The organism is Streptomyces exfoliatus, from assembly GCF_000725545.1.
Classification (GTDB): domain Bacteria; phylum Actinomycetota; class Actinomycetes; order Streptomycetales; family Streptomycetaceae; genus Streptomyces; species Streptomyces exfoliatus.
In genome coordinates, this window is sequence record NZ_JNZP01000030.1 from 17070 (window position 1) to 43477 (window position 26408).

Consider the following 26408-nt stretch of genomic DNA (forward strand, 5'->3'; position numbering starts at 1 on the left):
GGCTCCTCGTTCTCAGCGCAGCTCCTCCGCGAGACCGACGATGATGCCCTCCGGGCCGCGCACGTAGCAGAGGAGGAAGCTGTCCTCGAACCGGGCGATCTCGCCCAGGAGTTCGGCCCCGTGAGGGCGCAGCCGGGCGACGGTGTCCTCGATGTCGTCGACGGCGAACATGACCCGGTGCGTCCCCAGGATGTTGTGCGGCCGGTCGCGCGGCCCGGCACTGATCGCCTCGGGGCTGCGGTACTTCGCCAGCTCGAGCCGGCTGTGACCGTCCGGGGTCCGGACCATCGCGATGTCGCAGCGGACGCCGTCGAGTCCCGTGCACCGGTCGGCGACGAGGCCCTCGACCTGCGTCCTGCCCTCCAGCTCCATACCCAGTTCCAGGAAGAACGCGATGGCGGCCTCCATGTCGTCGACCACGATGCCGACGTTGTCCATGCGCTGGATCGCCATGCCGGTCTCTCCCTCTTCCTCGTGCCGCGGCACTCGTCCGGCGGCGCGTACACCACGACTGCCGCCGACCTTACGGTCGAGGTGCTCACGGGTACGGCACGACACCCGGTCGGTCACGCCCCGCCCGACGGCCCGTCGAGTCCGAGACCGCTCGCGAGGCGCTCCGTGTCGAGCGGGCTGTTCGCCGCGTACGACGATGCGGCGCCTCTTCCGGTGATGTGACGCCTGCTACATTCGACCGAGTGACAGATGTCGGGCAGGCCACACGGTGGCTGATCCTCGTGATCAGACTGCCCGCGGACCCGTCCCGCCACCGAGTGGCCGTATGGCGGGAGTTGCGCAGGATCGGAGCCCTCTCGCTGGGGCAGGGCATCTGGGCCGTACCGGAGGTGCCGGTCTTCGCGGACGGCGTACGGCGCGCCCTCGAACTCACCGACGGCGCCGGCGGCCAGGGCCTGACGCTCCAGGCCTCCGGCCGTACCGCCGAGGACGCGGCCCGGTTCCGGGAGATGTTCGCCGCCGCCCGCTCGGCGGACTGGGCCGAGTTCCTCGCGGACTGCGGGAAGTTCGAGGCGGAGATCGCCAAGGAGATCCGCATCGCCACGTTCACCCTGGCCGAGCTGGAGGAAGAGGAACAGAGCCTGGCACGGCTGCGGCGCCGGCACCGGGACCTGACCGCCCGGGACGTCTTCGGCGCCCCCGAGGCCGCCGAGGCGGCGATACGGCTCAAGTGGTGCGCGGCCGTCTGCGAGGACTACGCCGAGCGCGTCTTCGCCGCCCTCCACGCGCTCCCCACGAGTGACGAGGAGACGCCATGAGCACCGCGCCCATAGCCCCGGCCGCCCCGCGCTCGGCCATGTGGCCGTTGTACGCCGCAGGGTTCACCACCGCCTTCGGCGCCCACGGCATCGCCGCCAACCTCGGCGGCTTCTCCGAGGACGCCGTCACCTCCCTCCTCGTCCTCGGAGGACTGCTCGCCCTGTACGACGGCGCCGAGGTCCTGCTCAAGCCCGTCTTCGGCTCGCTCGCCGACCGGATCGGCGGCAAGCCGGTCCTGCTCGGAGGCCTGATCGCCTTCGCCGCCGCGTCCACGCTGTACGCGATCGCCGACAGCCCCGGCTGGCTGTGGGCGGCCCGTCTCGGCCAGGGCGCCGCCGCCTCCGCGTTCTCGCCCTCGGCCTCCGCGCTCGTCGCCCGCCTCAACCCGGCGGCCAAGCGGGGCCGCGCCTTCGGCAGTTACGGCTTCTACAAGTCCATCGGCTACACCCTCGGCCCGCTCCTCGGCGGCGTCCTCGTCTGGGCGGGCGGCCTGCGCCTGCTGTTCACGGTCATGGCCCTGTGCGCGGCCGCCGTCGCCGTGTGGGCGGCACTCGCCGTGCCCGTCGTGCCGCCGCTGCCCCGCAAGCGGCAGACGGTCGCCGACCTCGCACGCCGCCTGGCGGACCGCTCCTTCCTCGCCCCGACCGCCGCCCTCGCCGCCGCCACCGCCGCGCTCTCCGTGGGCGTCGGCTTCCTGCCCGTGTCGGGAGCCGCCGCCGGCCTCGGCACCGTGGCCACCGGTGCCGCCGTCTCCGTCCTCGCCGCGACCGCCGCCGTCGTCCAGCCCACGGCGGGCCGCGCCCTGGACGCCGGACGCCTGACCACCCGTACGGGACTGCTCACCGGCCTGTTCGTCACCGCGGCGGGTCTCGCCGCCGCGATGTTCCCCGGCCTGGCCGGGGTCCTCCTGGCCGCCGCCCTCATCGGCACCGGCACCGGACTGATCACCCCGCTCGGCTTCGCGGCCCTCGCGGCCTCCACGCCGGAGGAACGGATGGGCCAGACCATGGGCTCGGCCGAACTCGGCCGCGAACTCGGCGACGCGGGCGGCCCCCTCCTCGTCGCCGGCGTCGCCACCTTCGCGACCCTCACCACCGGTTACGCGGCCCTCGCCGCCCTGCTGGCCGCGGGTCCGCTGCTGGCCCTGGCGCTCCGCCCGCGAGCGGCGGAGCGAGCGGCGGAGTAGAGGGCGGAGAGAGGATCGGGGGATCGGGGGTCGGGGGAGCGGGGGCGGCGTCAACGAGCCGGAATCGGCTGTGTGAGGTTCACCGGGTTGCCGTCGGGGTCCCGGATGTGGGCGACGCGCTGTCCCCAGGGCATGTCGTCGGGGAAGGTCGACCGGTCGTGTCGACCGGTGGACCCGTCCAGGACGGAGAACTCATCGGCACCGCTTCGGCGCCGAGTCAGGAAGCCTGGCGACGCGAGGACTCCCGGTCGCGACTCCGGACGGATGAGTCCGGGATCGCGAAGAAGGCCAGGGCCGCGAGGACCGCCACGCTCGCCGCGAGTGCCAGCGTGCCGGGAAGGGACCAGGCCGCGACCGGTCCCGCGACCGTCGCCCCCAGGGCGAACCCCGAGATCTTCAAGCTGGCGCCGGTGGTGAAGATCTGGCCGCGCAGGTGTTCCGGGGCCTCCCGGTGGCGGACCGCGAACAGGGCGGCCAGCTGGGGGCCTTCACCGATCCCCGCCAGGAGTACGGCCACGACGAGCACCACGGGCCGGTCCCACGCGGCCAGGGCCACCGCGGCGGCCTGGACGAGGACGCTGGCCCAGATGATCGTGTCGGGGGAGACCGAACGCGCGAACCGGGCGAGTACGGCGGTGGCCACCAGGGCGGAGACCGCCGCGCAGGAGAGCAGCACCGCGCCGAGGCCGGCGCCGCCCAGGACACGTACTCCCAGAACGGGGAGGCACACCGTCAGCATGCCCTGGGCGACGCAGGAGACGACCGAGGCGACGGTCGCCCGGGCCAACGCCGGCCGTCCGGCGATGAACCGCATTCCGGCGGCGAGGTCGCTGATCACCGAGGTCGTCCGCGCGCGCCGCGCCAGAGCGGGACGAGCGGGCAGCAGCCACGCGAACGGCAGCGCCGAGGCGATGAGCATCGCGGAGACCACCACGGCCGCCGGGGCTCCCAGCACCTCCGCCACTGTGCCGGCGAGAGCCGGACCGGCCAGACCCGCCACCCCGAACGTCATGGTGTCGAGCGCGTTCGCCCGGGGCAGACGGTCCCCCCGCGCCACATCGGTGAGCCGGGCCGACCACCCGCCCGACAGGGCCGGTCCCGACAGTCCCGTCACCACCGCGATCAGGAGCGTGACCGCGAACGGCAGGCGGTCGAGCCCCAGGACGATCGCCCCCAGCCCTGCCGCGTACAGGACGAGGGCGGCGGCCAGCAGGCTTCCCGGCCGGCCCGCTCTGTCGAGGAGCGCCCCGAGCACCGGCCCTCCGACCGCGGCGGAGACCGTGATCCCCGCGAGCAGCGCCGACGCCTCGACGGTCGACCCTGTCAGGGCGAACCCCGCAAGGAGCAGCGCCGGGCCCGACATCTCGTCCCCGGCGCGGGCTGCCGTGGCTCCGGCGAGATAGAGGCGGAGCGGGTAACGCTTTCTCATCAGCGAGACGTTACGGAGGTAACTCAAAAGTGAGCAAGATGCTACATTCGCCGGGTGCCTTCCCCCAGCGACCACGGATCCTCCCAGTACTCCGTGCTGACCACGGCGCGGCGGACCGCCGCCCTCGTCAACGCACTCGCCGACGACCGCCCCGCCCCGGCCGACGTCGCCGACGTGCTCCGCGCCTACGGTGAGCCGGACCCCGTCGAGCTCACCACCACCGATGTCGCCGCGATGCGTACCGCCGCCTCGCTCCTGCGAGAGGTCTTCGCCGCCGAGGACGCCGACGGCGCCGCGACCACCCTCAACCGCCTCCTCCGGGACCACACGGGACCGCTCCGCCTCACGTCGCACGGCGGCGGAACGCCCTGGCACCCCCACCTCGACAGCGACGACGACGCCCCCTGGGACGAGTGGCTCCTCGCCTCGTCCTGCATGGCGCTGACCGTCCTCGTCTGGGACCGTCAACGCCCGCCCGGCCGGATCTGCGCGTCACCCAGCTGCGGGAACGTCTTCATCACCCCGGGCAGCGGCCCGGAACGCCGCTACTGCTCCCGCCGATGCGCCACCCGAGAACGAGTCGCGGCCCACCGCCGCTCCCGGGCTGTCGGGCCCCGCTGACCGGCCCTGGGCCGGAGTGATCCTGTCTGATGACGAAACCCGTTGGGCCTGCGGGGGGAATCGGTCGGTGGGGCGTCAGCCGATGTGCTTCCAGGTCTGGCAGCCGGAGGTCTGGAACGCCTTGTCGGTGTCGAGGACGGTGACGGTGGACGGCCCCTTGCTCGCCCCGTTGGCGATGATCTCGCCGGAGTCGCCCGTGGTGCCCTTGAGGCGGGCCCAGTAGCAGGACGAATCGGTGGGGCCGGTGCTGCGGTACGTTCCCGGCCGGACCTCCTGGCCCACCAGGAAGGTGCCGTCTCCCGGGATCTCTCGTACGGCCGTCTTCGCCGTTCCGGCCGCCTCGGGGGTCGTACGGGCGGGCGGCGGGAGCTCCGCAGGGGACTCGGTGGTGGTCGGGGAGGCGGGCGGCTGCGAGCCGGCGCTGTCGCTGCCGTTGCCGGTGCCCACGATGCCGAGGAGGACGCCCACCGCGAGCCCGCCGAGGGCCGCGAGAGAGTGGGTGAGCACGGAACGGCGCCGGCCGCCCGTGGAGCCCTGGATCGGTTGTCCCCACTGCGGCCCCGGGGGTGGTCCCGTCGGCGTGGTGCGGTCGGTCATGGGTTCAGGGTGCGGCCGGGCGGGGCCCGCCGCACCCCGGGTGGCCGCAGGGGGCCGTCCGGGGGCCGCGGCTCAGGCCCACACCGCTTTGGCCACGGCGTGGCCCGCCGACGCCGCCCGTCCGTAGAAGCCCCGGAGGTTCCTGTGGTGGGCGAGGAGTTCCTCCCTGCTCCAGCCGCGGGCGCTGAACCTGGGGCCGGTGATGCTCCACAGCTCGTCGAAGGAGACAGCCGCGAGGAAGCGCGCCGCCTCTGACACCCCGGCCGGCTCCAGCAGCATCAGCGGGGGATCCGACGGGTCGGCGTCAGTGCCGTGTGGCACGGGGCGGCCGCCGTAGATGGGCAGTGTCCAGGGCTCGCCGGCGTCCGTACCGAGCGCATCGGCCGCCGCGTAGAGGTCGTTGACCGAGTCCCAGCCCTTGTTGATCGACCAGGTGACGCCCGCCGCGTACTCGTCGCCGTGGTCTTCCCAGGCATCGGACATGAACGCGGCGAGCCAGGTGTGGTCATCCCGTATCCCGGACTCGGCCACGGCGCGGAAGTGGAGGTGGATGCTCACTGCGGGGAGTCCCTCGGCTCGGCGGCCCACCCGTCGGGCCGAACGGACGGGAACCTACCCGAGGGCACCGACAGCCGTGTGTCGTCGTCTTCGCCTCCGTCAGGCGCCGAGCAGTGGGTCGGCCTCCGTCGGCCGGCCCAGGTACCAGACGGGTCCGGGGTCGGGGACCGCGAGGGGTGCGAATCCCAGCCGGTCGTAGAACGCGCGGGCCTTCGTGTTCGCCTGCACCATGCACAAATGGACGGCGGGCACGCCCGCGGCCCGCAGCTCCGCGAGCAGCGTGCGGATCAGGGCGCGCCCGTACCCTCGCCCCTGCCATGACGGCAGCAGGTCGATGTGCAAGTGCGCCGGGTACGCGGCGAGTTCGTCGCGGACCATGCGCTCCGGCGTGTGCAGCAGCCTGGCCATCTCCTCGGTCGGAGTGGCGGGTTCACGGGCGGGTTCCGGATGGCGCGCCGCGACCTTGGGCAGCCATTCGGTACGGAACCGCAGCGCGAACCTGTCCGTGTCGGCGGCCCCCAGGACGTATCCGACCGCCCGGCCCGCGCCGTCGTCCAGGACGAAGGCGAACTCCGGCTCCAACTCCACGTAGGGGTAGGCGAAGATCGAGGGCATCAGTTCGGGATCGGCGTACAGGTCGGAGGAGTCGCCCCCCTCGTGGGCCGTCCTGACGCAGATGTCGGCGAGAGCCGCCCGGTCCGACGGCCGGTAGCGACGGACGAACGACTCGGTCTTCGCCTCAGGCTTCGTCTCAGTCTTCATTCGTGTCACGATTCCAGAATGGGAGCGCTCCCGCAGGGAGTTTCCGCAGGTCGTCCCGGCGTGACGGTCGGGCGGCTCTCCGCGCCACGAGGCGGGCAGCGCCGGTTCCCCCCGACGGGAACCGGCGCCTCGCTCCGATGGTTCTACGGGTTGACGCAGACGACGGAGCCGACCGGATGGTTGTTGCCGGTCGATGTCGCGGTGAACCCGAAGGTGACGCTGCCGTCCGGCGGGATGGTCCGGTTGTAGTCGACGTTCTTGACCGTGACCGTGCCGTCGGATCCGGTGCTCAGCCCGCCGTTCCAGAGGCTGCTGATCCGAGTGCCCGCGCCGGGCGTCCACTTCACCGCCCAGCCGTCACGCGCTGTCGTGCCGTGGTTCATGACCTCGACGGAACCCTGGAAGCCGCCGCTCCAGGAGTTGGTCACGCTGTAGACGGCCATGCACCCGGTGTGCGGGTCGGTCGGCGTGGGAGTAGGAGTGGGGGTCGGGGTGGGGGTAGGGGTCGGCGTGCCGCCCGAGCCGCGGATGCCGGTCACTTCGCCGTTGCCGCCGTCGAAGACGATGTCGGAGCAGGAGAAGAAGTTCTCCTGGCTGTCCGAGCGCACCCACTGGATGAACATCACCGCGTCACCCGAACGGCCCGCGGGCAGGTTCAGATCCCAGTGGTAGTAGCCGCCGTCCGTGCCGGGCGACCCCGACTGCGGTGGGTCGGTGACGGTCTGGATGAGTTCCAGGTCGTCCCAGCCCAGTTCGGTGCTGGGCGAGTAGCCGGGCTTGGAGAGGTACACCCGGAAGGAGCCGGGGTGCGCGGCCCAGTTGCTGTGCTTGACCTGGATCGTGTTCCCGGACGTCAGGTGCGTACGGGGCCAGTCCGAGCGGACGGCGTTGTAGCCGGTGAAGTTGTACGGCGACCGGTCACCGGCGCTGCACAGCTTTCCGTCGGGGACGTAACCGGCTCCGCGTCCGCCCGCGTTGGAGTCGAGTACGGCGAACCAGTTGTACAGCGAGTTCGGGCCGCTCTCGCTGAGCGCCGCCTTGCACGCCGGGTTCGTCGGGTCCAGAGCGCCGGTGCTGGTCTTGGCGTCCAGCCAGCAGAGGTACGTGCGGGACCCGGGCGTCATCGTGACGCCGTGCGCCTGCGCGCTGCCCTGGCCCAGTAACGTCAGGCCGATTCCACCGAGCAGGGTCGCGAGTACCGCGGCCAGGGAGGCAAGTCGTCTCTTGCGTCCAGCCATTGTGTCTCCTGTGTGTGGGTGGGTGGGGAGTGCTCCGAGGTCGGTGTTCTCCTCTTGCGGTGCGGTGCGGTTTCTTGTGTGTCGTGCGGTGGTGCGCCTCGCCCTTCCGGGGACGGGCTCCGCCGGAGGGGCGAGGCGATCTGGGGAGGCGCGGCGCCGACCGGCCGCGGATCACGTCACGCGCAGGCGGTGCCGTTCAGGCTGAACCCGGAGGGCGCGGCGAACGCGCCGCTGTACGTGCCCTGGAAGCCGAACGTCTGACTGGCGCCGGCCGCGATCCGCGCGTTGTGCGCGAGCCCGGTCGCCGTCACGGTCCCGGAGGCCGTGGGGACGGTGGCGTTCCACGCCTGGGTGATGCGCTGCCCGGAGGGCAGGACGAAGGACAGCGTCCAGTTGTCCACCGGGGCCGAACCGGTGTTGGCGACGGTGACTTCGGCCGTGAAACCGCCGGTCCAGACGTTCGGCGCGTACGTCACCTTGCAGGCCGTCGCCGGGCCGGGTTCGCCGGGGCCCGGCTCGCCCGTGCCGGGGGCCCCGAGGTTCACGGCGGAGGAGAAGGAGTTCACGGTGAGCCCGGCGCCGTTCTGCCACGGCTCGAAGCCGGCCTGAACGCTCGTCAGGTACCAGTTGTTCTGGGCCATGCCGCGCGCGACGGTCTCCCGGACGAAGTCCATGACGTCGAAGTCCCAGCCGGCGATGGCCGACGGGGCGACGAAGGAGATGACGTCGTTGGAGCCGTTGCTGCCCGTCCACACCTGCCAGCCGCGCCCGCCGACGGTGGCGGTGCCGACCTGTGAGCCGATCGGCTGGATGGGGCCGACCTTGTTGAACCAGATCATGATCTCGGTCCGGTTGACCCCGTCGGTCCTGGGCGTGGGGTCGAGCCAGATGTCGTACGAGGCGTTGTACGTCGCGTCGCCGACGTAGCCGTACGAGATGCTGCTGGGTGCCGTGGCAATGCCGCTGACCTGGGCGGGGAGCTTGGTCCCCGGTGAGCAGTTGGTGTAGTGGCAGCCGTTGAAGACCGAGGGGTACGACTTCGGGGCGCCGTTGGTGGGCACGGCGCCGTCGGCCCGCGTCACCCGGAAGCCGGTGTCGGTGGCGGTGACGCACTGGGCGGCACCGGTGCCCCAGCGGTTGTTCTGGACCACGTACCGGCCCTGGATCGTGGTCGAGCCGTACTGCTCGCAGATCAGCGTGTCGGCCCGAGCCGCCGGCGCGGCGGTCATGAGTGCCGCGACGGTGGCGAGGGCGACGAGCAGCGCGGCGAGCATGCCGCGCGGGGTGCTGAGCCGGTTCGGTGACGCTCGCATGTCGGGCCTCTCTCAAGAGGTGATCGAAGAAGTGATGGACGAAGTGATCGAAGTGGTGAGGTAAGGCGTGAGGTAAGAGGTGAGGCAAGGGCTCCGGGCGGGCCCTGGACGGGGTGACCGAAAGGGCGCGCGGTGAGCGGTGCAGCGGGCCAGGAACGTCGACAGGCCTTTTGGGAGCGCTCCCACCCCTGGCTCGGTGCACTGTAGGAGCTGAGGGTGTACCTGACAACCCATCGCGGCGGGGTCCGTTCCGGGCGTGTTCCGCGGCGAGGTGGCGCCTCGGTCATCGCATCCTGTCCGGGCCGTTGACGGCACCGCACCGGTGCCGCGAATATGGCCACCGCCGGCATGGGAGCGCTCCCATGTCGGCGAGCCGCTCGCCCCCACCGAGGAGCCCAGACGTGAACAGACGCAGAACGGCCCTGCTCTCCCTGACCGCCCTGATGGCGGCGGGACTGACCGCGGTGCCCGTCGCCCCTGCCGGCGCGGACGAGGTCGAGCAGATCAGGAACGGCACCTTCGACACGACCACCGACGGATGGTGGTCGGACAACGTCACCCTGGGGCTTTCCGACGGCAGGGTCTGCGCCGACGTGCCGGGCGGCACGGTGAACCGGTGGGACGCCGGCGTCGGCCAGAACGACCTGACGCTCGTCAAGGGGGAGACCTACCGGTTCAGCTTCAGCGCGACGGGCACGCCCGAGGGCAACTCGGTCCGTGCCGTCGTGGGCCTCCAGGTCTCGCCGTACGACGCCTACCACGAGGTCACACCGCAACTGAGCGTCTCCGGGAACACGTACACCTACACCTTCGCCTCCCCCGTCGACACCTCCCAGGCGCAGGTCGCCTTCCAGCTCGGCGGCGCCGCCGACCCCTGGCGCTTCTGTCTGGACGACGTGTCACTCCTGGGCGGGGTGCCGCCGGAGCGGTACGAGCCCGACACCGGCCCCCGGGTCCGGGTCAACCAGGTCGGCTACCTGCCCGGCGGGCCCAAGAACGCCACCCTCGTCACCGACGCGACCGTGCGGCAGCCGTGGCAGCTGAAGAACGCCTCCGGCGCCGTCGTCGCCCGCGGCTGGAGCGTCCCCCGCGGCGTGGACCCCTCCTCCGGGCAGAACGTCCACTCGATCCACTTCAGCGACCACCGCACCGCGGGGACGGGCCTCACCCTGGTCGCCGACGGCGAGACCAGCAGGCCCTTCGACATCGGCACCGCCGCCTACGAGAAACTCCGCCTGGACGCCGCGAAGTTCTACTACACCCAGCGCAGCGGGAACCCGATCCGCGACGACCTGCGGCCCGGGTACGGCCGCGAGGCCGGTCACGTCGACATCGCCCCCAACCAGGGCGACGGGAACGTGCCCTGCCAGCCCGGCGTCTGCGACTACACGCTCGACGTCACCGGCGGCTGGTACGACGCCGGCGACCACGGCAAGTACGTCGTCAACGGCGGCATCTCCGTCTGGCAGCTCCTCAGCACCTACGAGCGCGCCAAGTTCGCCCGCACCGGGCAGGCCGAGAAACTGGGGGACGGCTCGCTGAACATCCCCGAGAGCGGCAACAAGATCCCCGACATCCTCGACGAGGCCCGCTGGGAGCTGGAGTTCCTGCTCAAGATGCAGGTGCCGGACGGCAAGCCCCTCGCCGGCATGGCCCACCACAAGATCCACGACGAGCAGTGGACCGGCCTGCCGCTGATGCCCTCCGCCGACCCGCAGAAGCGCGAACTGCACCCGCCGACCACCGCGGCCACCCTGAACCTCGCCGCGACAGCCGCCCAGGCGGCCCGCTTGTACAAGCCGTACGACACCCGGTTCGCCGCCACCGCGCTCGCCGCGGCCCGCAAGGCCTGGGCCTCGGCCCTCGCCCACCCCGACGTCCTCGCCTCCGAGAGCGACGGCATCGGCGGCGGCACCTACGCCGACCGTGAGGTCAGCGACGAGTTCTACTGGGCGGCGACCGAGCTGTACCTGACCACGGGTGCCAAGGAGTTCGAGGACCACATCCTGAAGTCCCCGGTCCACAGCGCCGACATCTTCAAGCCGATCAGCTTCGACTGGGCCGGCACGGCCGTCCCCGCCCGGCTCGACCTCGCCACCGTCCCGAACCGGCTGCCCGGCCGCGACAAGGTCCGCCAGTCCGTACGCGAGGGAGCCGACCGCTACCTGGCCACGCTGAAGGCCCACCCGTACGGCATGCCGTACGCCCCCGCGGGCCATAAGTACGACTGGGGCTCCACCCATCAGACGCTCAACAACGCCGTCGTCCTGGCCACCGCCTACGACATCACCGGCAGCGCGAAGTACCGCGACGGGGCCGTCCAGAGCATGGACTACATTCTGGGCCGCAACGCCCTGAACATCTCGTACGTCACCGGCTACGGCGAGGTCAGCGCGGAGAACCAGCACAGCCGCTGGTACGCCCGCCAGCTCGACCCGAAGCTGCCCCGCCCGCCCGTCGGCTCTCTGTCCGGCGGCCCGAACTCGAGCATCCAGGACCCGCTCGCGCAGAGCAAACTCCAGGGCTGCGTCGGGCAGTTCTGCTTCATCGACGACATCCAGTCCTGGTCGACCAACGAACTCACCATCAACTGGAACTCCGCGCTCACCTGGATGGCCTCCTTCGTGGCCGACCAGCACTGACGGCGCTCGACAGCAGGACGAGCCCGCGCGGCGCCACCGGCGCCGCGCGGGCCCTCGCGTCGGCCCCTGGGGATTCTCCCGTTGTGACGGGCACGCGTGGGTCACGGAGATGCATCCCGGCGGCCCTCCCCGGGGAGAAGCTCAACGCCGAGGTGCTGGAGTACCTCCGCGGCGGCGCCGACGCCGGCATGGTCGTACCGGACGCGGTCGACACCGAGGTCAAGACGGTGCGGGTGACGACCGAGACCTGAACGGCGAAGGGAGCGGCATGTCCTACGACGGGGCTTTCCTGTGGGGCCCGGCGAACTTCTCCGGACGGCCGCCCGCCCGGCTGGTGGTGGAGGGCGTCGTCGTGGGTGTCGTGACGGCCGGTCTGGTCGCGGGCGCCGCGGTGGCGGGTGTGCTGACCGGTTTCGGCACCGTCGGCACGGTGGTCGGGGTCGTCGTGGCCCTGGCCTCCGCCGGGTACCTCTTCGCGACGAACGCGGGACGCGTCCTGGTTGGCGCGGTCGCCCTCCTCGGCGGCGTCCTCGCCTGGTGGATACCGGGCCAGACCGCGCAGGCCGTCCTGGCGGCGCGCGGCGAGAGCCGCACGGTGGTGGTGACCGAGGTCCACGTCCACCGCTACGAAGGACGGAACTACGTCAAGAACTCCTGCTCGGTACGACTCCTCGACGGCACCCCGGTCCCGACCGAGGCCTGGCGCGGCTGCGGCGCCGACGCCCGTCCTGGCCAACACCTCACGATGGTCTTCGACCCGGAGGACGCCGTGCCCCCGACCGACCGCGTCCTTCCCGCCTCCGCCGCGGCGGCCCTCGCGGGCCCGGCGGCGGCGAGTCTGGCGCTCGCGGCACTGTGCTGCGTCGCGGTGATCCGGTCCCAGCCGTGAGGCACGTCCCTCCGAATCGCGACAACGTGTCGAGACGTCGATACTTCACGAAACGGGCCTGGCCGGGGCCCGACGGCGGAGGCGGCGACGGACTGCATGGAGTGGAAGAAGCGGCTGCAGCACCTGCGTACCGGTGCCGAGCGACGCTTCCCCGTCCTCACCGAGCTCACGGCCCGGCTGCTGTCCTCTAACCTCCTCGACGCGGGGACCAGGCTCGCCGCGCAGGCCTTCCTCGCGTCCGTCCCCCTGCTCTTCGCCCTCGCGGCCTTCGCCCCGATCGGCGTGCGCGACCAGCTCCGGGAATCGCTGCGCGCCATGTTCGGCCTCAGCGGGGAGTCCGACCACGAACTGCAGCAGGTGCTGTACGGCTCGGCCGACGAGGCTCTGCGGGAGACGACCGGCATCGTCGGCGCGGTGGTGGCGCTGGTGTCGGCCACGAGCTTCAGCCGGGCCATGTCCCGGGTCTGCGAGCGGGCGTGGGGGCTGCCCAGGGCCAAGTCGACCATCGCGGCCTGGCGCTGGGTCGTGTGGCTCCTGGCGATGCTGGTGGTCGTCGTGCTGCAGGGCCCGATCCGGAACGGCTTCGGCGCCGGCCTCTTTGTCGGCACGGCGCTCTACTTCCTGCTGGGTACGGGCGTGTGGCTCTGGACCCAGCGCCTTCTCCTGGCCAAACGAGTCCCCTGGCCCGCGCTGCTGCCGGGCGCGGTGCTCGCCGCCACCGCCACCAGCGTGCTCGGCCTGACCGCCCGGATCTACATGCCGACGGCGCTCAACAGGGCTCTGGAGGAGTACGGATCCCTCGGCCTCGTTCTCGTCGTGCTGTCCTGGCTGATCGCCGTGTGCGGCGCCATCACGTTCGCGGTGACCATCGGCGCGGTGCTCGCCGACGAGCCGCCGCTGAACAGGTACGTGGGAAGGGTCGGGCGCACTGTTCCCCGTGACGGGAGCGACGGCGGAGACGGGAGCGACGGCGGAGACGGGGGCGTCGAGCGGAGTCCGACGACCTGACGGGCCGTGCGCCGACGCGGCCGGGAACGAGGTCCCTCTAAAGGGTCACCCTGCTCGCGCACGCGGACGAATGCGGGTCGGCTGGGACACGAGAGCGATCATTCCGAACGAGGAGGCTCCGGTGTCGGACGAAGGATCGGCCGCGCGGGACGGTGAGCGGGACGAGCTCCAGGAACTCCGCGGCCGGGTGGCGACCCTCGAAGCGGAACGGACGCGGCCGCCGAAGCACCGCATGAAGTCCCTCCTGGCCGCCGTGCTGATCATCCTCGGCTGTGTGCTCGCGCCGCTCAGCGTCGTCTCCGCCTGGGCGGCGGACGAGGTGGGCGACACCGACCGCTACGTGGCGACCGTGGCCCCGCTGGCCTCGGACCCCGACGTCCAGGACGCCGTCGCCAACAGGGTCACCGACGCGCTCATGACGCGCCTCGACCTGTCGGCCCTGCTGTCCGACGCCGCCCCGGAGGAACGGCCGCGCCTGGAGAAGGCGCTGGGGAAACTGGGCGACTCCCTGGAAGGCGCGGTCCGCAGCTTCGTCCACGACAAGGCGCGGGCCATCGCCGCCTCGGACGCCTTCGAGACCATCTGGACGGAGGCCAACCGCAAGATCCACGCCTCCGTGAACAAGGCCCTCACCGGGAGCGGCGGCGGCGCCGTGCGCCTGGAGAACGACACGGTCACCCTCGACCTCGGTCCCGTCGTCGAGCTCGTGAAGCAGCGTCTCGTGGACGAGGGGATGCAGGTCGCCGGACGGATCCCGGAGATCCACACCGACTTCACGCTCGTACGGTCCGACGACATCGGCAAGGTCAAGACCTACGTACGGCTCCTGCAGATCCTCGGCAACTGGCTGCCGGTGCTCGCCGTCCTCCTGGTGGCCGGCGGTGTCCTCCTCTCGCAGCGGCGTCGTAGGGCCCTCGTGACGGGAGCCCTCGCGGTGGCCGTCACGACGGGACTGCTCGGCATCGGGCTGCGGATCTTCCGGGTGATCTACCTCGACGCCCTGCCCGCGGGAGTCTCCCCGGAGGCCGCCGGAGCGGTCTACGACACCATGACCCATCTGCTGCAGACCATGGTCAGAATGGTCGTCGCCCTGGGAGTCGTCGTCGCCCTCGCGGCCTGGCTCACCGGTCCTGGCCGGCGCGCCGGTCTCGTCAGGGGCCTGTGGACCTCGGGCATCGGCGCCGTCCGCTCCACCGCCGACCGCGCCGGCCTGCGCACGGGGCCGGTGGGTCCGTTCGTCCGCCGGTACCGCACCTGGATCGTGTGGGCGCTGGTCGTGGTGGCGCTGGTCGTCTACCTCCTGTGGTCCTACCCCACCGGCTGGGTGGTCGTCGGCCTGGCCCTCGCGCTGCTCCTCGCGCTCGCGGTGGTGGAGTTCCTGGGCGCGGGAGGGGCGGCGACGTCCGACGAGGAGGCTCCCTCGGAGAGCGCGGCGCCCCCGGTATGAGGGACTCTCCGGGGGGCCGCTGACCAGGGACCGGGGACCGGGGGACCCGGGTTCGGGTTCCCCGGTCCCGTCCGAGGCCGTCAGGAGTGCAGTACGCGTGCCTTGTCGGCCGCGAACTCCTCGTCCGTCAGCAGCCCCTGGGCCTTGACGTCGGCGAGCGCCGGGGCCAGGGCCGTCGCCATCTCGCCCGGCGGGGACGCTACGGCCCGGACCCCCGCCACGGCGCGGTCCACGCCGGGCCGTGAGACTTCTGTCATCGTGCCGGGTCTCGCGCGCGGACACCCGATCGCGTTGGATGGCGGCGGAAGAGACAGCGGGTGGAGGAGGAACGGCGTGGTGCGTGTCGTGCGCAAGCGGTGGTGGACCGGGGCGGCGGTGCTGGTCCTGGCCGTCGTGGTGGCCGGTCTCGTGTGGTTCAAGCCCTGGGCCCTGTGGGTGGACGAGACCGTGAACGAGGCGCTGCCGTCCGCGACCGCGTCCCCGGCGCCGTCCTCTGCGGCGCCGTCCTCTCTGCATCCGAGCGGGGCACCGGCCACCGTGCCGCCGGCCGGCCCCACCACCGAGGCGCAGGGCACCTTCGTCAGCCACGAGCACACCACCACCGGCACGGTGAAGCTCGTCCGGCTGCCCGACGGCTCGCGCGTGGTGCGCCTGGAGAACCTGGACACCAGCAGCGGGCCCGACCTGCGGGTCTGGCTGACCGACGCCCCGGTCAAGGAGGGCAGGGCGGGCTGGCACGTCTTCGACGACGGGACGTACGTCAGCCTGGGCAAGCTGAAGGGCAACAAGGGCGATCAGAACTACGCCGTGCCCGCCGGCGTCGACCTCGCCGGCCTCACCAGCGTCAGCATCTGGTGCGACCGCTTCGACGTCTCCTTCGGCGCAGCACGGCTGGCCTGACCCCGGCCCGGCCGGGCCGTCGAGCGGGCCGGCCGGGCGTCGGCGGGTCACCACTCGGCGACGAGCGGCGTCTCCGGTTCGTGCCGCCGCCACGCCTCGGCGAGGCGTACGAGGCGGGCGGGGGCGGCGATGCCGCGCACGGTCGCGATCCTGCCGTCGACGATGTCGAACGTCACGCAGCCGACGACCTGGTCGTCGAGCACGAAGAGGAGGGCGGGGGCGTCGTTGACGAGCTGGTAGTGGACGGCGAGCGCGCCCCCGGCCAGCCGCCGCTTCGCGGGGGTGGACTTGAAGCCGGCCCGCGCGATGGAGGCGACACGCTGCGGAGTGTCGAACCGCAGCAGCTTCTCGGCGAGACCGGCGCCGTCGGAGATCGCGGTCACGTCGTCGGTGAGCATCGCCACCAGCCGTTCGGTGCGGCCCGAGGAGGCCGCGGCGAGGAACTCCTCGACGATCCTGCGGGCGGCCGCAGGGTCGAGTTCGCCGCCGCCGCGGCGGCGCTCGGTGGTGACGTGACGTCGGGCCCGGTGGAGGTGCTGCTGGCTCGCGGACTCGGAGACGTCGAGGATCTCGGCGATCTCGGCGTGGCTGTAGGAGAACGCCTCGCGCAGGACGTAGACGGCACGCTCCACGGGCGACAGACGCTCCATGAGGGTCAGCACGGCAAGGGAGACGGATTCGCGCTGCTCGAAGGTGCCGGCGGGGCCGAGCATCGGATCGCCGTCGAGGAGCGGTTCGGGCAGCCAGGCCCCGACGGCGCGCTCGCGGCGGACCTGTGCCGAGCGCAGCCGGTCGAGGCAGAGGTTGGTGACGACCTTGGTCAGCCATGCCTCCGGTGCCCTGATCAGCCGCCGGTCGGCGGCCTGCCAGTGCAGGAAGGCGTCCTGCACGGCGTCCTCGGCGTCGGCGGCCGAGCCGAGGAGACGGTAGGCCAGTGAGGCCAGCCGGTTCCGGCCGGCCTCGAACAGGCGGGTGTCGAAGCGGTCGTCGTCGGTCCTGCTGTCCATGCGGACCACCCTAGACAACGGCCCTCTCCGCAGCGGCCTTTGGGGCGGTGGCCAGGCGGTTCCTGCGCTTGGGCAGACCGAAGGTGGGGTGGGAGGTGGCCCACAGCGACATGCCGAGGATGCCCGCCTTGATCCGGGCGGCCTTCCGGCCGCCCATGAACTTCGGCTTCGCCCGCGCTTCGCCGTCGACCATCTGCAGGATCCCGTCCCGCCGCCCGAGACTGATGTGGTTGCCCACGTACTCCAGCTTGCTCTTCGGGATCTCGCGGCCGGTCAGGCGTCCCACGATCGCGGCCGTGGCCTGCCTGCCGGTGTATCCGGCCGAGGCGCAGGACATCGGCAGCGGCCTCCCGTTGTCGCCGACCGCGTGGGCGCTGTCCCCGGCGGCGTAGACGTTCGGGTGGGAGACCGACCGCATGGTGTCGTCGACGACGATCCGGCCGTTCCCGGTGACTTCGAGACCGGCGGCGGCGGCGAGCGGCGCGACCGCGAACCCGGCCGTCCACACGGTCGCGTCGGACGTCAGGACGGTGCCGTCGGCACACCGCACCCGCGTCGCCTCCACGGCCTCGACGGTGGTGTGCTCGACGACGGTGACGCCCAGCCGGTCGCAGGCCCGACGCAGGTGGGCGCGGGCTCCGGGGGAGAGCGGGGCGCCCAGCTCGCCCCGGGCGATCAGCGTGACCGACAGGCCGGGCCGGGATTCGGCGATCTCGGTGGCGGTCTCGATGCCGGTCAGCCCGTCGCCGACCACCACCACGCTGCGGCCCTCTCCCGGCCCGCCCTGCCTGTCCGGGCTCTCCAGGCTGTCCAGTCGTTCGCGCAGGCGCAGCGCCGAGGGCCGGCCGGTGACGTCGAAGGCGTGCTCGGCCGCACCGGGTACGCCGCTGTGGGCCACGTGGCTGCCGAGGGCGTAGAGCAGCGTGTCGTAGTCGAGCTCGCCGTCTCCGTCGGCGCCGGCCAGGGCGACGATCCGGCGGTCGGGGTCGATGGCGGTGACACGGGCCAGGCGGAGTCGTACCTCCGTGCCCGCGAAGACCTCGGTGAGTCGCGGAGCCTCGATCTCCTGGCCGGCCGCGAGCTGGTGGAGCCGCAGCCGCTGGACGAAGTCGGGCTCGGCGTTGACCACGGTGATCTCGGTGTCCTCCGGGGACAGCCGGCGGGCGAGGGTGCCGGCCGCGTAGGCCCCGGCATAGCCGGCGCCGAGGACGACGATGCGGTGCTTCATGTGCTGCTCCTGTCGGTCTGTCGGTTCGCTTGCTCTCGGTGGTTGAGCGGAACAGCACCCCGATTCCTGACAGGAAAAGAATGTGACCTGAGTCACATGTCGGCTCGCGCGCTCCACGCCGTCCTCGACGGCCACGGCGCGACGGCCCCTGGGACGGCTTAGGATGTCGGCCGCATATGCGGGCAGCTGTATCTACGGGGGAGAACTTCGGTGTTCGGAATCATCAGGCCGTGCAGGCATCGCCTGGGCGAGGGCCTGCGTACCGAGTGGATGGCGCACCTGTGCGGGTTGTGCCTGTCGTTGCGCAGTGAGTACGGGCAGTTCGCGAGGGTGGCCACCAACTACGACGGTCTGATCGTCTCGGTCCTGACCGAAGCGCAGTCGGAGCGCAGCGGCGACTGGCGTCGGGGCGCCGGGCCGTGTCCGCTGCGCGGGATGCGATCCGCGGACGTGGCGCAGGGCGAAGGGGCGCGGCTGGCGGCGACGGTGTCGCTGGTGCTGGCCGCGGCGAAGATCCGCGACCATGTGGCCGACGGTGACGGTCTGCTCGGGCGTCGCCCGGTGACCCTCGCGGCCCGCCGGATCGCCCAGGGCTGGGACCGCGCGGGCGCGGTGGGCGGCGAACGGCTGGGCTTCGACACCGCGTTGCTGCTCGACGCGGTCGAACGCCAGCCGGAGATCGAGCGGTCGACCGGTCCCGGCGGCTCGCTCCTGACGGTCACGGAGCCGACGGAGACGGCGACCGCCGCCGCCTTCGCGTACACCGCCGTGCTCGCCGGCCGCCCCGGCAACACCGAACCGCTGACGGAGGCGGGCCGACTGTTCGGCCGCCTGGCGCACCTGCTGGACGCGGTGGAGGACCTGGACGCGGACAAGGCGTCCGGCGCGTGGAACCCGGTCGCCGTGACCGGTGCGGACCGCGCCGAGGTGCGCCGGCTCTGCGACGACGCCGTGCACGGCATCCGACTTGCCCTGTCCGACGCCGAGTTCGTCGACGACAGCCTGGTGCGGGCGCTCCTGGGTGTCGAGCTGGAACGTGCCGTCGACCGGGTCTTCGACCCCCGGCACGCGCAGCACCGCCACCGTCCGCAGGCGCGCACCCTGCGGGTACTGCCCTGGCTGGGGCGTCGTACGGCGACGGAGACGCCCGCGGACACCGGCACCGCCACGGGCCCGTCCTGCGGCGTCGGGGCGCTCGGGGGCGTGGCTCCCGAGGGCGCGGCGAGGGCGCAGGACCGGCCGCAGGAGGGGCAGTGCCGGCGGTGTGGCGAGTGGCGCCGGCTGTGCAGGGACTGCCGGTTGTGCTTCAACTGCTGCAACTGCGACGCCGACGAAGGGGAACCCCTGGAGTTCGGTGACGGCGGGTCCAGCAGCGGCACCGGCGGCGGCTCGAACCAGGGCGGTTCCGGGCGTGACGGCTGGGGCGGCCAGGGCGGCGGCAACTCGGGCGGCAACTCCGGCGGGTCATGGGGCGGTTCGGGCGGCGGTCAGGGGTCCGGCGGCTCCGGCGGCTCCGGCGGTTCCGGCGGCGGCTCGGGTGACGGCTGCGGCGGCGGTGGCGGAGGCTGCTGCAACCCGTGCAAGTGCTGCTGTGACTGCTGCGACTGAATGACGGAACAGCGCGGCGGGCCCGACCACCGGGCCCGCCCCGCGGCCGTCCCCGACCACCGGGGGCCCGCCCCGCGGCCGTCCCCCAGGCGGGATGCCGTCACTGACGCGGGACGAAGATGCCGGCCGCGCGCAGGTTCGCCTCGATCAGGGTGTTCAGCCGGGCGACGGCCGGTGCCTCGTCCTCCCGGTGGTGGTTGACGAGCCCGTACCGGGAGGCCGCGTCGGACCGGCTCGGAAACCCGGTGGGCCTGGCGAGCAGCGCGCGGTCCGCCAGCAGCTTCTCGGACAGCGCGGACGCCAGCTCGTCGATCCGCGGATCGTCCGGATCCCAGGAAGCGGCCTCCCAGCCGCGCTTGGTCAGTTCGACGTGCTCGGGATCGTCGAGGAGGTGCTCGAGCCGGGTCAGGAAGCTGTCGAAGATCTCCGGAACCAGCGCCCGGGCCAGCACCAGGGCCTCTCGCTGACCGGCCACGTAGTCGGAGGTGAAGCCGAGACCGGCGAGCCGCTCCAGGACGGCGCAGGCCCGGTCGGGCAGCAGGACCCGGTCGCCGTGGGCGAGCCGGTGCAGGGTGTCGCGGCGCGCGACCAGGTCCTCGATCCGTTCGGTGAGCCGACGGTGGACGTCGTCGAGGGCGGCGGCGAACCGCTCGGGGTCGGCGTCGAGCAGATCACCGATCTCCGCCAGCGGCACGCCCGCCCCGGCCAGCGTCCGGACCTGGATCAGCCGGAGCAGGTCGCCCGACCCGTAACGCCGGTAGCCGGAGCCGTCGCGTTCCGGCTCGGCGAGCAGGCCGAGCCGGTGGTAGTGCCGCACCGTCTTGACGGTGACGCCGACGAACGCGGCCGCCTGACCGATCGTGAGTCCGCCCGCCATGGGATCAACACCCTTCCGTATCGAGGGCGGTCAGGGCACGGGCGGGCAGGTCGGCCGCCTTCGGGTACGGGTCGCGGGTGATCACGCGGCGAGGGTAGCGCGCCCCTCTTCCGGCACGTCACCCCTTCTCCCGGAACGGGGCTTGAGGTTGACCTTGGGTCAGGGTGCACGCTCCTCGTACGGCCGCAGCGCGCCGCACACCCACCCTCACGAGGCGAGGAACGACCATGACCGAGTCCCTCCACACCACCACCACCGACTCCGCTGCCGGAAACGGGCGTCCGGAGCTGCGGAAGGCCCTCCAGGACATCGTCGACTCCGGAGTCATGGGAGTACAGCTGCGCGTGCAGGACGAGCGGGGCCGGTGGGTCGGCAGCGCCGGGGTGAGCGAGCTGGGCGGGACCGCGGAGCCGCCCACCGACGGTCACTTCCGGATCGGCAGCAACACCAAGACCTTCACCGCGACCCTCGTGCTGCAACTGGTGGCCGAGGGGAGGATCGGCCTCGACACCCCGGTGGCCGATTACCTGCCCGAGTTCGCGCTCGACCGGCGGATCACCGTGCGGATGCTGCTGCAGCACACCAGCGGGGTGTTCAACCACACCGGCGAGTACGAGGCGGACGGGACGATCGTGCCGGGGATCCCCTCCACGATCGCGGGCAAGGAGTGGGTCGACAAGCGGTTCCACACCTACCGGGACGAGGAGCTCGTACGGCTCTCGCTGTCCAGGCCGGCGCGGTTCGAACCGGGTTCCGGCTGGAGCTACTCCAACACCAACTACGTACTCGCCAGGCTGCTGGTCGAGAAGGTCACCGGCCGCTCGTGCGCCGAGGAGACGCGGCGGCGGATCCTGGAGCCGCTCGGCCTGTCGGGCACCGTGGTGCCGGGCACCTCGCCGGAGGTCCCCGCACCGCACGCCCGCGCCTACTACCGGTACGAGGACGCGGGCCGCGAGGAGACGGTCGACGTCACCTGCCACAACCCCTCCTGGATCTCCGCGGGCGGCGACATGATCTCCACCACCGAGGACCTCCACACGTTCATCTCCGCGCTCGCGTCCGGCAGGCTCCTGCCGGCCCCTCTCCTCGCCGAGATGCGCACGCCGCACGCCTCGAGCGGCTTCGGCCTCGGGCTGCGCGTGCAGGAGGTGGGCGACGGCGGTGAGACCGTCCTCTTCCACAACGGCGGCCACAGCGGCCACGCGGCGCTCATGTACAGCACGCCCGACGGCCGCAGGACCCTGACCGCCGCGCTCAACTACGTGGACGACGCCGCGCTGTCCCTGGCCGAGGCGTTCCAGAAGACGCAGGAGCGGCTCGTCGAGGCGGTGTTCGGCGGCCGGTGACGCCGGATCCCCGGCGGTCGGCGGTCAGCGGTCACTGGCCGGCCTCCGTCCGACGTCCGCCGAGGAGTTCGGCGAGGCCACCGCGTGTGGCGGCGATGACCACACGGTCCTCCGGCCGCAGCACGTAGCCGGGGTGGAGGTCCCAGAGCAGCTGCGGCCGCTCCCCGTCCTGGTGCGCGGAGGCGAGGTCGGGGCGGCGCGCGGCGGGGGACGCCGTGTCGAGCGCGAGGACCCGCCACGCTCCCGGGCGGAACGCCTCGGAGACGGTCCGGCCCTCGAACGGGGGGTGGTCGGCGACGGACAGGGCGGCGAACAGCAGGACCTTGCGTTCGACCGGGATGGCGCCGAGGATCTGGCGGCCCATCATCGCTCCGGCGAACGCGGGCGCGGCGAGGTGGGTGACGCTGCGGCTGCGGGTGAGGGCCTCGGGGTGGGCGGTGCGCAGGGTGCGGTAGACGACGGTGGCGAAGTCGTCGTCGTACAGCCGCAGGGCGACGCGCAGGTCGGGCTTGACCGTACGGCCGTAGAGCGTGGCCTCCAGGTTGGTGGTGTCGGAGCTGGTGAGGGCGAGCAGGGCGTGCGCCCGGTGGATCTTGGCGGCCTCCAGGACGCCGGCCTCGGTGACGTCACCGAGGACGACGGGAATGCCGAGGCTGCGGGCGAGCGGGATGCCGCGGGCGTCGGCGTCCTCCTCGACGCAGACGACGGGGATGTCGAGCTCTCGCAGCCGGGCGAGGACACGGCTGCCGATCTTGCCGAGGCCGAGCAGCACGACGTGGCCGGCCAGGCCCCGGGGCGGGCGGCGCAGGGCCCCCGCGGCGCGGAAGGTGCCGAGCGCCTCCAGTGCTCCCGCGACCAGGAGCGGCAGCAGGGCGAGGCCGACGAGACCGGTCAGGAGCTGGAGGATCTGGTGGGTGACCGGCGCGCCGATCGCGGGATCGTTGATGGAGAAGAGGTCGAGGAGCGTGACGTACGCGGCGTGCAGGAGGTCTGCTTCGGTCAGCAGCATGGTGGTGAGCGTGAGGCCGAGGACGGAGGCGACGATGCAGGCGAGCGCCCAGCGCAGGCGGCTGGAGAAGAGCGCGCGAAGCGGCGCCCCGCGCCGGGCGAGGCGTCGGGCGGACAGGGCGGGACCGGCGTACCTGACGGTCTCCAGGACGACGCTGCCGCGTCCGGCGGCGCTCGCCACGGCCCGGTCGTCGGGCAGGAGCAGAGGACCGTGGCTGCCGCTGGCGTCGGAGCCCTCGGCACCCGCCGGGTCGGCGGTGGTGGACGACAGGAGCGCCAGGGTGCACAGGCCCGGGTCCGGTGTCTCGCCGCGTCCGGGCGGGGTGCGTTCGGCGGCGCGCAGGAGGACGCCGTCGGCCTGGACGACCTTGCTCGTCCCTGCGACGGCGGAGGCGGCCAGCGCGGGGGCCGCGGTGTCCGCGTCGGACAGGACGGTGGTGGAGGCGTCGAGGAGGGCCCGGTCGGTGCCGGGCGCGCTCAGGAGGGCGGCCTGGTCGAGGAGTTCCTCCAGGTGCTGCCCGAGCTTGCGGTTGTACATGCGGACCACGAGCCGCAGACCGGGGTTGAGCCTGCGGGCCGCGAGCGCGGCGCGCAGGTTGGTCTCGTCGTCCTCGTACAGCAGCGCCAGAGCCGCCGCCCGCTCCACGCCCGCCCGCAGCAGCGCCGCCTCGGTGGGGGCGTGTGACGCGATGTGCCACGAGGGCGGTACGGGTCCCCAGCGGGTGTCCTGGGCGACGGGACCACCGGAGCGGCGCAGCAGCCGTGCCACCCGGGACGGTACGGCGCCCGTCTCGGTCGCTTCCTCCTGGTCGCCGGGAGCGACGACGACGATCCGCTGGTGGTAGACGTACCGCAGTTCGGTGGCCAGCCGCTGCGTGAGCCCGTCGTCGCCGCAGACCACCATGTGGCCGCTCTCCTGCGGCTCTCGGACTTCCTGTCGCGGTAACGCGATCACGTTTCCCCCGTGTTCGAACGGACCTGCCCGGCCCGGCAGGAGTGTACGGCGGCGGGGCGCGCGGCCGTCGGCCCGTACCGGACGCCCCCTCCGGGCGTTGTGGCAGGATGCCGGGATGATCTCCAGCTCAGGCATACCGGCCGTCGTTCCCGCGGGTCGGATGGCCGCGTGGGACCAGCCGGTTCTCGGCCTCCCGAGCGGCCTGGAACTGCGTCCCTGGCGGATGTCCGACGCCGAGGTGCTGGTGGCCGGCGGCCGGGACCCCGCGGTGCGCCACTGGAACCGCCTGCTCGTGGCGACACCCGAGGAGGCCCGGCAGCGGATCGCGCGCATGCACGAGCGCTGGCGTGCCGAGGTCAGCGCGATCTGGGCCATCGCGCGGCCGGGCGAGGAGGCGATGGGACTGATCGGCTGGGGCGACATCGACCTCGGCGGTGGCAGCGCCGAGGTCGTCTACTGGATCCTCCCCTCGGCACGCGGTGCCGGTGTGGCGGTCGAGGCCACGAGACGCGTCAGCGAGTGGGCCCTGCACGACCTCGGCCTGCACCGCCTGCGGCTGTGCCACTCGGTGTCCAACCCGGCGTCCTGCCGGGTGGCGGAGAAGGCCGGGTTCTCCCTCGAAGGCACGATGCGCAGCGCGTTGCTGCACGCGGACGGATGGCACGACGAGCACCTGCACGCGCTCGTACGGGGCGACATCTGACGTCGGTCACCGGCCCGGCAGCGGGCGGCCCCGATGGGGGACCGAGTCCAGGAGCAGGCGGGTGTACGGGTGTTGCGGGGCGTCCAGGACCCGGGCCGCCGGGCCGGTCTCCACGACCTGGCCGGACTTGAGGACGAGGACCTCGTCGGCGATGTGCCGGACCACCGCCAGGTCGTGCGTGACGAACAGGTAGCCGATGCCCGGCTCCCGGCGGATCGCGCCGAGGAGTTCGAGGATCTGCGCCTGGATCGACACGTCGAGCGCGGCGACGGCCTCGTCGAGGACGAGGACCCTGGGCTCCACGGCGAGGGCCCGGGCGATGGCCACCCGCTGCCGCTGGCCGCCCGAGAGGCCGCGGGGGAGGGCGGAGGCCTCGCGCGCGCCGAGGCCGACCTGGTCCAGGAGTTCGGCGACCCTGGCCCGGCGGCCGGCGGGGCCGAGGCCGCTGTGGAGACGCAGGACCCCGTCCAGACATCCCGAGACGGTCACCCGGGGGTCGAGCGAGAGGTACGGATCCTGGAAGACCATCTGGATCTCCCGGGCCCTGGCCAGCCGTTCCGCCCTGCCCCGGGGCAGGGCGGAACGGTCCCGGCCGTCCAGGCGGACGGTCCCGCCGTCCGGGCGTTCCAGGCCGACGAGCATCCGGACCGTGGTGGTCTTGCCGCAGCCCGACTCCCCGACGATCGCCAGGGAGGCCCCGGGCGCCAAGGAGAAGGACACGCCGTCGACCGCCGTGTGGTCCCCGTACCGTTTGCGCAGGCCCTCGACGACCAGGCCCGGGACGACCGGGCCTCCGACGGCGGTGCGCTCCTTCGCTGAGACGGTCACAGCGTGATCCCTTCGGCGGCGCGGTGGCAGGCGGCGAGTCCGTCGCCGTGCCGGGTCAGAACGGGCTTCTCCTCCGAGCAGCGCGGCACCGCGTGGGCGCAGCGCGCGACGAAGGCGCACCCCGGCGGGGACTCGGCCAGGGAGACGGGACGCCCGGGGATGGGCCGGGGCGAGGGCGCGCCCGCCGCGATGCTCGGCGTACAGGCGAGCAGGCCCGCCGTGTACGGGTGGCGCGGCCGGTCGAACAGCTCGTCGGTGCCGCGTGTCTCCACGATCCTGCCCGCGTACATCACGTACACCCGGTCGCAGACCGAGGCGGCGAGTTCGAGGTCGTGGGTGACGAAGAGCAGCCCCGTCCCGCGCTCGGCGCGCAGCCGGCCGAGGAGCGCGACGATCTCCGCCTGGGTCGTGACGTCCAGGGCGGTGGTCGGCTCGTCGGCGACGATCAGCGCGGGTTCGGCCGCCAGCGCGGCGGCGATGACGACGCGTTGGAGCATGCCGCCGGAGAACTCGTGCGGACGGCGGCGCAGAGCGCCTCGCGGGTCGCGGATGCCGACCGCGTCGAGGAGTTCCAGGGCCCGCGCGGTCGCCGCGCCGGCCGGTGTGCCGGACGCGCGCAGCCCCTCGGTGAGGAAGTCCCCCACGCGGCGCAGCGGGTTCACGGAGGCCCGGGGGTCCTGGTAGACCATCGCGACCTGCCGGGCCCGCAGGGCGGCCAGTTCCGTACGGTTCATGGCGAGCACGTCCCGGCCCCCGACCCGGACCTGGCCGCTGGTGCGCGCGCCCGCCGGCAGGAGCCCGAGGACGCTCCGGCAGGCCACGGACTTCCCGGAGCCGGACTCGCCGACCAGGCCGACGCTCTCCCCGGCCCGTACCCGCAGGCCGATCCCGTCGAGGATCGGCCGGCCCGCACGGTCCTCGGGGAGCCGGACGTCGAGCCCGTCGATGTCCAGTACGGGAGTGGTGTCCCTCTGTTCCTTCATGCC

26 protein-coding genes and 1 pseudogene are annotated in these 26408 nt (G+C 72.9%); 12 read left to right on the top strand and 15 right to left on the bottom strand.

Annotated features, from left to right (window positions below):
* Positions 1-12 precede the first annotated feature (12 nt).
* Complete coding sequence (locus IO20_RS0129375; protein WP_030555295.1) at positions 13-453, bottom strand: VOC family protein; 441 nt, start codon at positions 451-453, stop codon at positions 13-15.
* A gap of 242 nt (positions 454-695) precedes the next feature.
* Between IO20_RS0129375 and IO20_RS0129380 the strand changes: the two genes are divergently transcribed.
* Positions 696-1271, top strand: coding sequence for a Chromate resistance protein ChrB (locus tag IO20_RS0129380; protein ID WP_037636536.1), 576 nt, complete (start codon positions 696-698; stop codon positions 1269-1271).
* Positions 1268-2458, top strand: a complete 1191-nt coding sequence (locus tag IO20_RS0129385; RefSeq protein ID WP_030555298.1) for an MFS transporter — start codon at positions 1268-1270, stop codon at positions 2456-2458. Before IO20_RS0129380 ends, IO20_RS0129385 begins: the two co-directional genes overlap by 4 nt.
* Positions 2459-2508: 50 nt before the next feature.
* On the opposite strand, the pseudogene IO20_RS41645 reads toward IO20_RS0129385, so the two are convergent.
* Together IO20_RS41645 and IO20_RS0129390 are read right to left on the bottom strand one after the other, a co-directional pair.
* Positions 2509-2601 (bottom strand): annotated as a pseudogene (locus IO20_RS41645) (extradiol dioxygenase); the annotation flags it as partial.
* 74 nt (positions 2602-2675) lie between these two features.
* Positions 2676-3887 (bottom strand): MFS transporter, encoded by a 1212-nt coding sequence (locus IO20_RS0129390; RefSeq protein ID WP_030555299.1) that lies wholly within the window; start codon positions 3885-3887, stop codon positions 2676-2678.
* 54 nt (positions 3888-3941) lie between these two features.
* On the opposite strand from IO20_RS0129390, the gene IO20_RS0129395 reads away from it, so the two are divergent.
* The gene (locus tag IO20_RS0129395) at positions 3942-4508 is read left to right on the top strand and encodes a CGNR zinc finger domain-containing protein (protein WP_051874808.1); all 567 of its coding nucleotides are present in this window, start codon (positions 3942-3944) and stop codon (positions 4506-4508) included.
* A 75-nt stretch (positions 4509-4583) separates the two neighbouring features.
* Here the strand turns inward: IO20_RS0129395 and IO20_RS37800 are convergent, their stop codons facing one another.
* The 5 genes from IO20_RS37800 to IO20_RS0129420 all read right to left on the bottom strand — a co-directional run bounded on the left by IO20_RS37800 (position 4584) and on the right by IO20_RS0129420 (position 8976).
* The gene (locus IO20_RS37800; RefSeq protein ID WP_051874811.1) at positions 4584-5105 is read right to left on the bottom strand and encodes an Rv1352/Rv1906c domain-containing protein; all 522 of its coding nucleotides are present in this window, start codon (positions 5103-5105) and stop codon (positions 4584-4586) included.
* Between the two features lie 72 nt (positions 5106-5177).
* On the bottom strand, positions 5178-5663 hold the full coding sequence (locus tag IO20_RS0129405) for a DUF1877 family protein (RefSeq protein WP_030555304.1): 486 nt from the start codon (positions 5661-5663) through the stop codon (positions 5178-5180).
* A 99-nt stretch (positions 5664-5762) separates the two neighbouring features.
* Complete coding sequence (locus IO20_RS0129410) at positions 5763-6425, bottom strand: GNAT family N-acetyltransferase (protein WP_051874813.1); 663 nt, start codon at positions 6423-6425, stop codon at positions 5763-5765.
* Between the two features lie 143 nt (positions 6426-6568).
* Positions 6569-7663, bottom strand: a complete 1095-nt coding sequence (locus IO20_RS0129415; RefSeq protein WP_030555307.1) for a lytic polysaccharide monooxygenase — start codon at positions 7661-7663, stop codon at positions 6569-6571.
* 176 nt (positions 7664-7839) lie between these two features.
* The gene (locus IO20_RS0129420) at positions 7840-8976 is read right to left on the bottom strand and encodes a glycoside hydrolase family 12 protein (RefSeq protein ID WP_030555309.1); all 1137 of its coding nucleotides are present in this window, start codon (positions 8974-8976) and stop codon (positions 7840-7842) included.
* A gap of 401 nt (positions 8977-9377) precedes the next feature.
* Between IO20_RS0129420 and IO20_RS0129425 the strand changes: the two genes are divergently transcribed.
* The 5 genes from IO20_RS0129425 to IO20_RS0129445 all read left to right on the top strand — a co-directional run bounded on the left by IO20_RS0129425 (position 9378) and on the right by IO20_RS0129445 (position 14962).
* Positions 9378-11618, top strand: coding sequence for a glycoside hydrolase family 9 protein (locus IO20_RS0129425; protein ID WP_030555311.1), 2241 nt, complete (start codon positions 9378-9380; stop codon positions 11616-11618).
* Positions 11619-11701: 83 nt separating this feature from the next.
* A complete protein-coding gene (locus tag IO20_RS39025; protein ID WP_397790685.1) occupies positions 11702-11869 on the top strand; it encodes an arginine 2-monooxygenase in 168 nt (55 codons plus the stop codon).
* A gap of 17 nt (positions 11870-11886) precedes the next feature.
* Positions 11887-12507 (top strand): hypothetical protein, encoded by a 621-nt coding sequence (locus tag IO20_RS0129435; RefSeq protein WP_051874816.1) that lies wholly within the window; start codon positions 11887-11889, stop codon positions 12505-12507.
* Between the two features lie 96 nt (positions 12508-12603).
* Positions 12604-13515: a YhjD/YihY/BrkB family envelope integrity protein gene (locus IO20_RS0129440; protein WP_051874818.1), complete on the top strand. Its 912-nt coding sequence runs from the start codon at positions 12604-12606 to the stop codon at positions 13513-13515.
* 121 nt (positions 13516-13636) lie between these two features.
* Positions 13637-14962 carry a hypothetical protein gene (locus IO20_RS0129445; protein ID WP_051874821.1) on the top strand — a complete coding sequence of 442 codons (1326 nt, stop codon included), beginning with the start codon at positions 13637-13639 and terminating at the stop codon, positions 14960-14962.
* A gap of 80 nt (positions 14963-15042) precedes the next feature.
* Here IO20_RS0129445 and IO20_RS41055 read toward each other — a convergent pair whose 3' ends face one another.
* Positions 15043-15219, bottom strand: a complete 177-nt coding sequence (locus IO20_RS41055) for an SHOCT domain-containing protein (RefSeq protein WP_211270438.1) — start codon at positions 15217-15219, stop codon at positions 15043-15045.
* 76 nt (positions 15220-15295) lie between these two features.
* Between IO20_RS41055 and IO20_RS0129455 the strand changes: the two genes are divergently transcribed.
* Entirely contained in the window at positions 15296-15862 is a 567-nt protein-coding gene (locus IO20_RS0129455) for a DM13 domain-containing protein (RefSeq protein ID WP_051874824.1), read from the top strand.
* Positions 15863-15909: 47 nt separating this feature from the next.
* On the opposite strand, the gene IO20_RS0129460 is transcribed toward IO20_RS0129455, so the two are convergent.
* Complete coding sequence (locus IO20_RS0129460) at positions 15910-16869, bottom strand: sigma-70 family RNA polymerase sigma factor (RefSeq protein ID WP_030555321.1); 960 nt, start codon at positions 16867-16869, stop codon at positions 15910-15912.
* 10 nt (positions 16870-16879) lie between these two features.
* Positions 16880-18097: an NAD(P)/FAD-dependent oxidoreductase gene (locus tag IO20_RS0129465; RefSeq protein ID WP_030555322.1), complete on the bottom strand. Its 1218-nt coding sequence runs from the start codon at positions 18095-18097 to the stop codon at positions 16880-16882.
* A gap of 210 nt (positions 18098-18307) precedes the next feature.
* Between IO20_RS0129465 and IO20_RS37015 the strand changes: the two genes are divergently transcribed.
* The gene (locus tag IO20_RS37015; RefSeq protein ID WP_037636538.1) at positions 18308-19705 is read left to right on the top strand and encodes a DUF5685 family protein; all 1398 of its coding nucleotides are present in this window, start codon (positions 18308-18310) and stop codon (positions 19703-19705) included.
* Between the two features lie 100 nt (positions 19706-19805).
* Here IO20_RS37015 and IO20_RS0129475 read toward each other — a convergent pair whose 3' ends face one another.
* Positions 19806-20582 (bottom strand): MerR family transcriptional regulator, encoded by a 777-nt coding sequence (locus IO20_RS0129475; protein WP_030555326.1) that lies wholly within the window; start codon positions 20580-20582, stop codon positions 19806-19808.
* A gap of 227 nt (positions 20583-20809) precedes the next feature.
* Between IO20_RS0129475 and IO20_RS0129480 the strand changes: the two genes are divergently transcribed.
* Entirely contained in the window at positions 20810-21928 is a 1119-nt protein-coding gene (locus tag IO20_RS0129480) for a serine hydrolase domain-containing protein (RefSeq protein ID WP_030555328.1), read from the top strand.
* 31 nt (positions 21929-21959) lie between these two features.
* On the opposite strand, the gene IO20_RS0129485 is transcribed toward IO20_RS0129480, so the two are convergent.
* Complete coding sequence (locus IO20_RS0129485; protein WP_030555330.1) at positions 21960-23840, bottom strand: NAD-binding protein; 1881 nt, start codon at positions 23838-23840, stop codon at positions 21960-21962.
* Positions 23841-24006: 166 nt separating this feature from the next.
* Here IO20_RS0129485 and IO20_RS0129490 point away from each other — a divergent pair, with 166 nt between their 5' ends.
* Positions 24007-24594 carry a GNAT family N-acetyltransferase gene (locus tag IO20_RS0129490; protein WP_030555332.1) on the top strand — a complete coding sequence of 196 codons (588 nt, stop codon included), beginning with the start codon at positions 24007-24009 and terminating at the stop codon, positions 24592-24594.
* Between the two features lie 6 nt (positions 24595-24600).
* Here the strand turns inward: IO20_RS0129490 and IO20_RS0129495 are convergent, their stop codons facing one another.
* Both IO20_RS0129495 and IO20_RS0129500 read right to left on the bottom strand, forming a co-directional pair.
* Positions 24601-25422, bottom strand: a complete 822-nt coding sequence (locus IO20_RS0129495; RefSeq protein ID WP_030555333.1) for an ABC transporter ATP-binding protein — start codon at positions 25420-25422, stop codon at positions 24601-24603.
* The gene (locus IO20_RS0129500) at positions 25419-26405 is read right to left on the bottom strand and encodes an ABC transporter ATP-binding protein (RefSeq protein WP_030555335.1); all 987 of its coding nucleotides are present in this window, start codon (positions 26403-26405) and stop codon (positions 25419-25421) included. Before IO20_RS0129500 ends, IO20_RS0129495 begins: the two co-directional genes overlap by 4 nt.
* Between the last annotated feature and the right edge of the window lie 3 nt (positions 26406-26408).

Excerpts from the sequence above, each read along its gene's own strand:
- IO20_RS0129375 (WP_030555295.1), bottom strand. The coding sequence starts at position 453 with ATGGCGATCCAGCGCATGGACAACGTCGGCATCGTGGTCGACGACATG.
- IO20_RS0129385 (WP_030555298.1), top strand. The coding sequence starts at position 1,268 with ATGAGCACCGCGCCCATAGCCCCGGCCGCCCCGCGCTCGGCCATGTGG.
- IO20_RS0129390 (WP_030555299.1), bottom strand. The coding sequence starts at position 3,887 with ATGAGAAAGCGTTACCCGCTCCGCCTCTATCTCGCCGGAGCCACGGCA.
- IO20_RS37800 (WP_051874811.1), bottom strand. The coding sequence starts at position 5,105 with ATGACCGACCGCACCACGCCGACGGGACCACCCCCGGGGCCGCAGTGG.
- IO20_RS0129410 (WP_051874813.1), bottom strand. The coding sequence starts at position 6,425 with ATGAAGACTGAGACGAAGCCTGAGGCGAAGACCGAGTCGTTCGTCCGT.
- IO20_RS0129415 (WP_030555307.1), bottom strand. The coding sequence starts at position 7,663 with ATGGCTGGACGCAAGAGACGACTTGCCTCCCTGGCCGCGGTACTCGCG.
- IO20_RS0129420 (WP_030555309.1), bottom strand. The coding sequence starts at position 8,976 with ATGCGAGCGTCACCGAACCGGCTCAGCACCCCGCGCGGCATGCTCGCC.
- IO20_RS0129435 (WP_051874816.1), top strand. The coding sequence starts at position 11,887 with ATGTCCTACGACGGGGCTTTCCTGTGGGGCCCGGCGAACTTCTCCGGA.
- IO20_RS0129440 (WP_051874818.1), top strand. The coding sequence starts at position 12,604 with ATGGAGTGGAAGAAGCGGCTGCAGCACCTGCGTACCGGTGCCGAGCGA.
- IO20_RS41055 (WP_211270438.1), bottom strand. The coding sequence starts at position 15,219 with ATGACAGAAGTCTCACGGCCCGGCGTGGACCGCGCCGTGGCGGGGGTC.
- IO20_RS0129460 (WP_030555321.1), bottom strand. The coding sequence starts at position 16,869 with ATGGACAGCAGGACCGACGACGACCGCTTCGACACCCGCCTGTTCGAG.
- IO20_RS0129465 (WP_030555322.1), bottom strand. The coding sequence starts at position 18,097 with ATGAAGCACCGCATCGTCGTCCTCGGCGCCGGCTATGCCGGGGCCTAC.
- IO20_RS0129475 (WP_030555326.1), bottom strand. The coding sequence starts at position 20,582 with ATGGCGGGCGGACTCACGATCGGTCAGGCGGCCGCGTTCGTCGGCGTC.
- IO20_RS0129480 (WP_030555328.1), top strand. The coding sequence starts at position 20,810 with ATGACCGAGTCCCTCCACACCACCACCACCGACTCCGCTGCCGGAAAC.
- IO20_RS0129485 (WP_030555330.1), bottom strand. The coding sequence starts at position 23,840 with ATGGTGGTCTGCGGCGACGACGGGCTCACGCAGCGGCTGGCCACCGAA.
- IO20_RS0129490 (WP_030555332.1), top strand. The coding sequence starts at position 24,007 with ATGATCTCCAGCTCAGGCATACCGGCCGTCGTTCCCGCGGGTCGGATG.
- IO20_RS0129500 (WP_030555335.1), bottom strand. The coding sequence starts at position 26,405 with ATGAAGGAACAGAGGGACACCACTCCCGTACTGGACATCGACGGGCTC.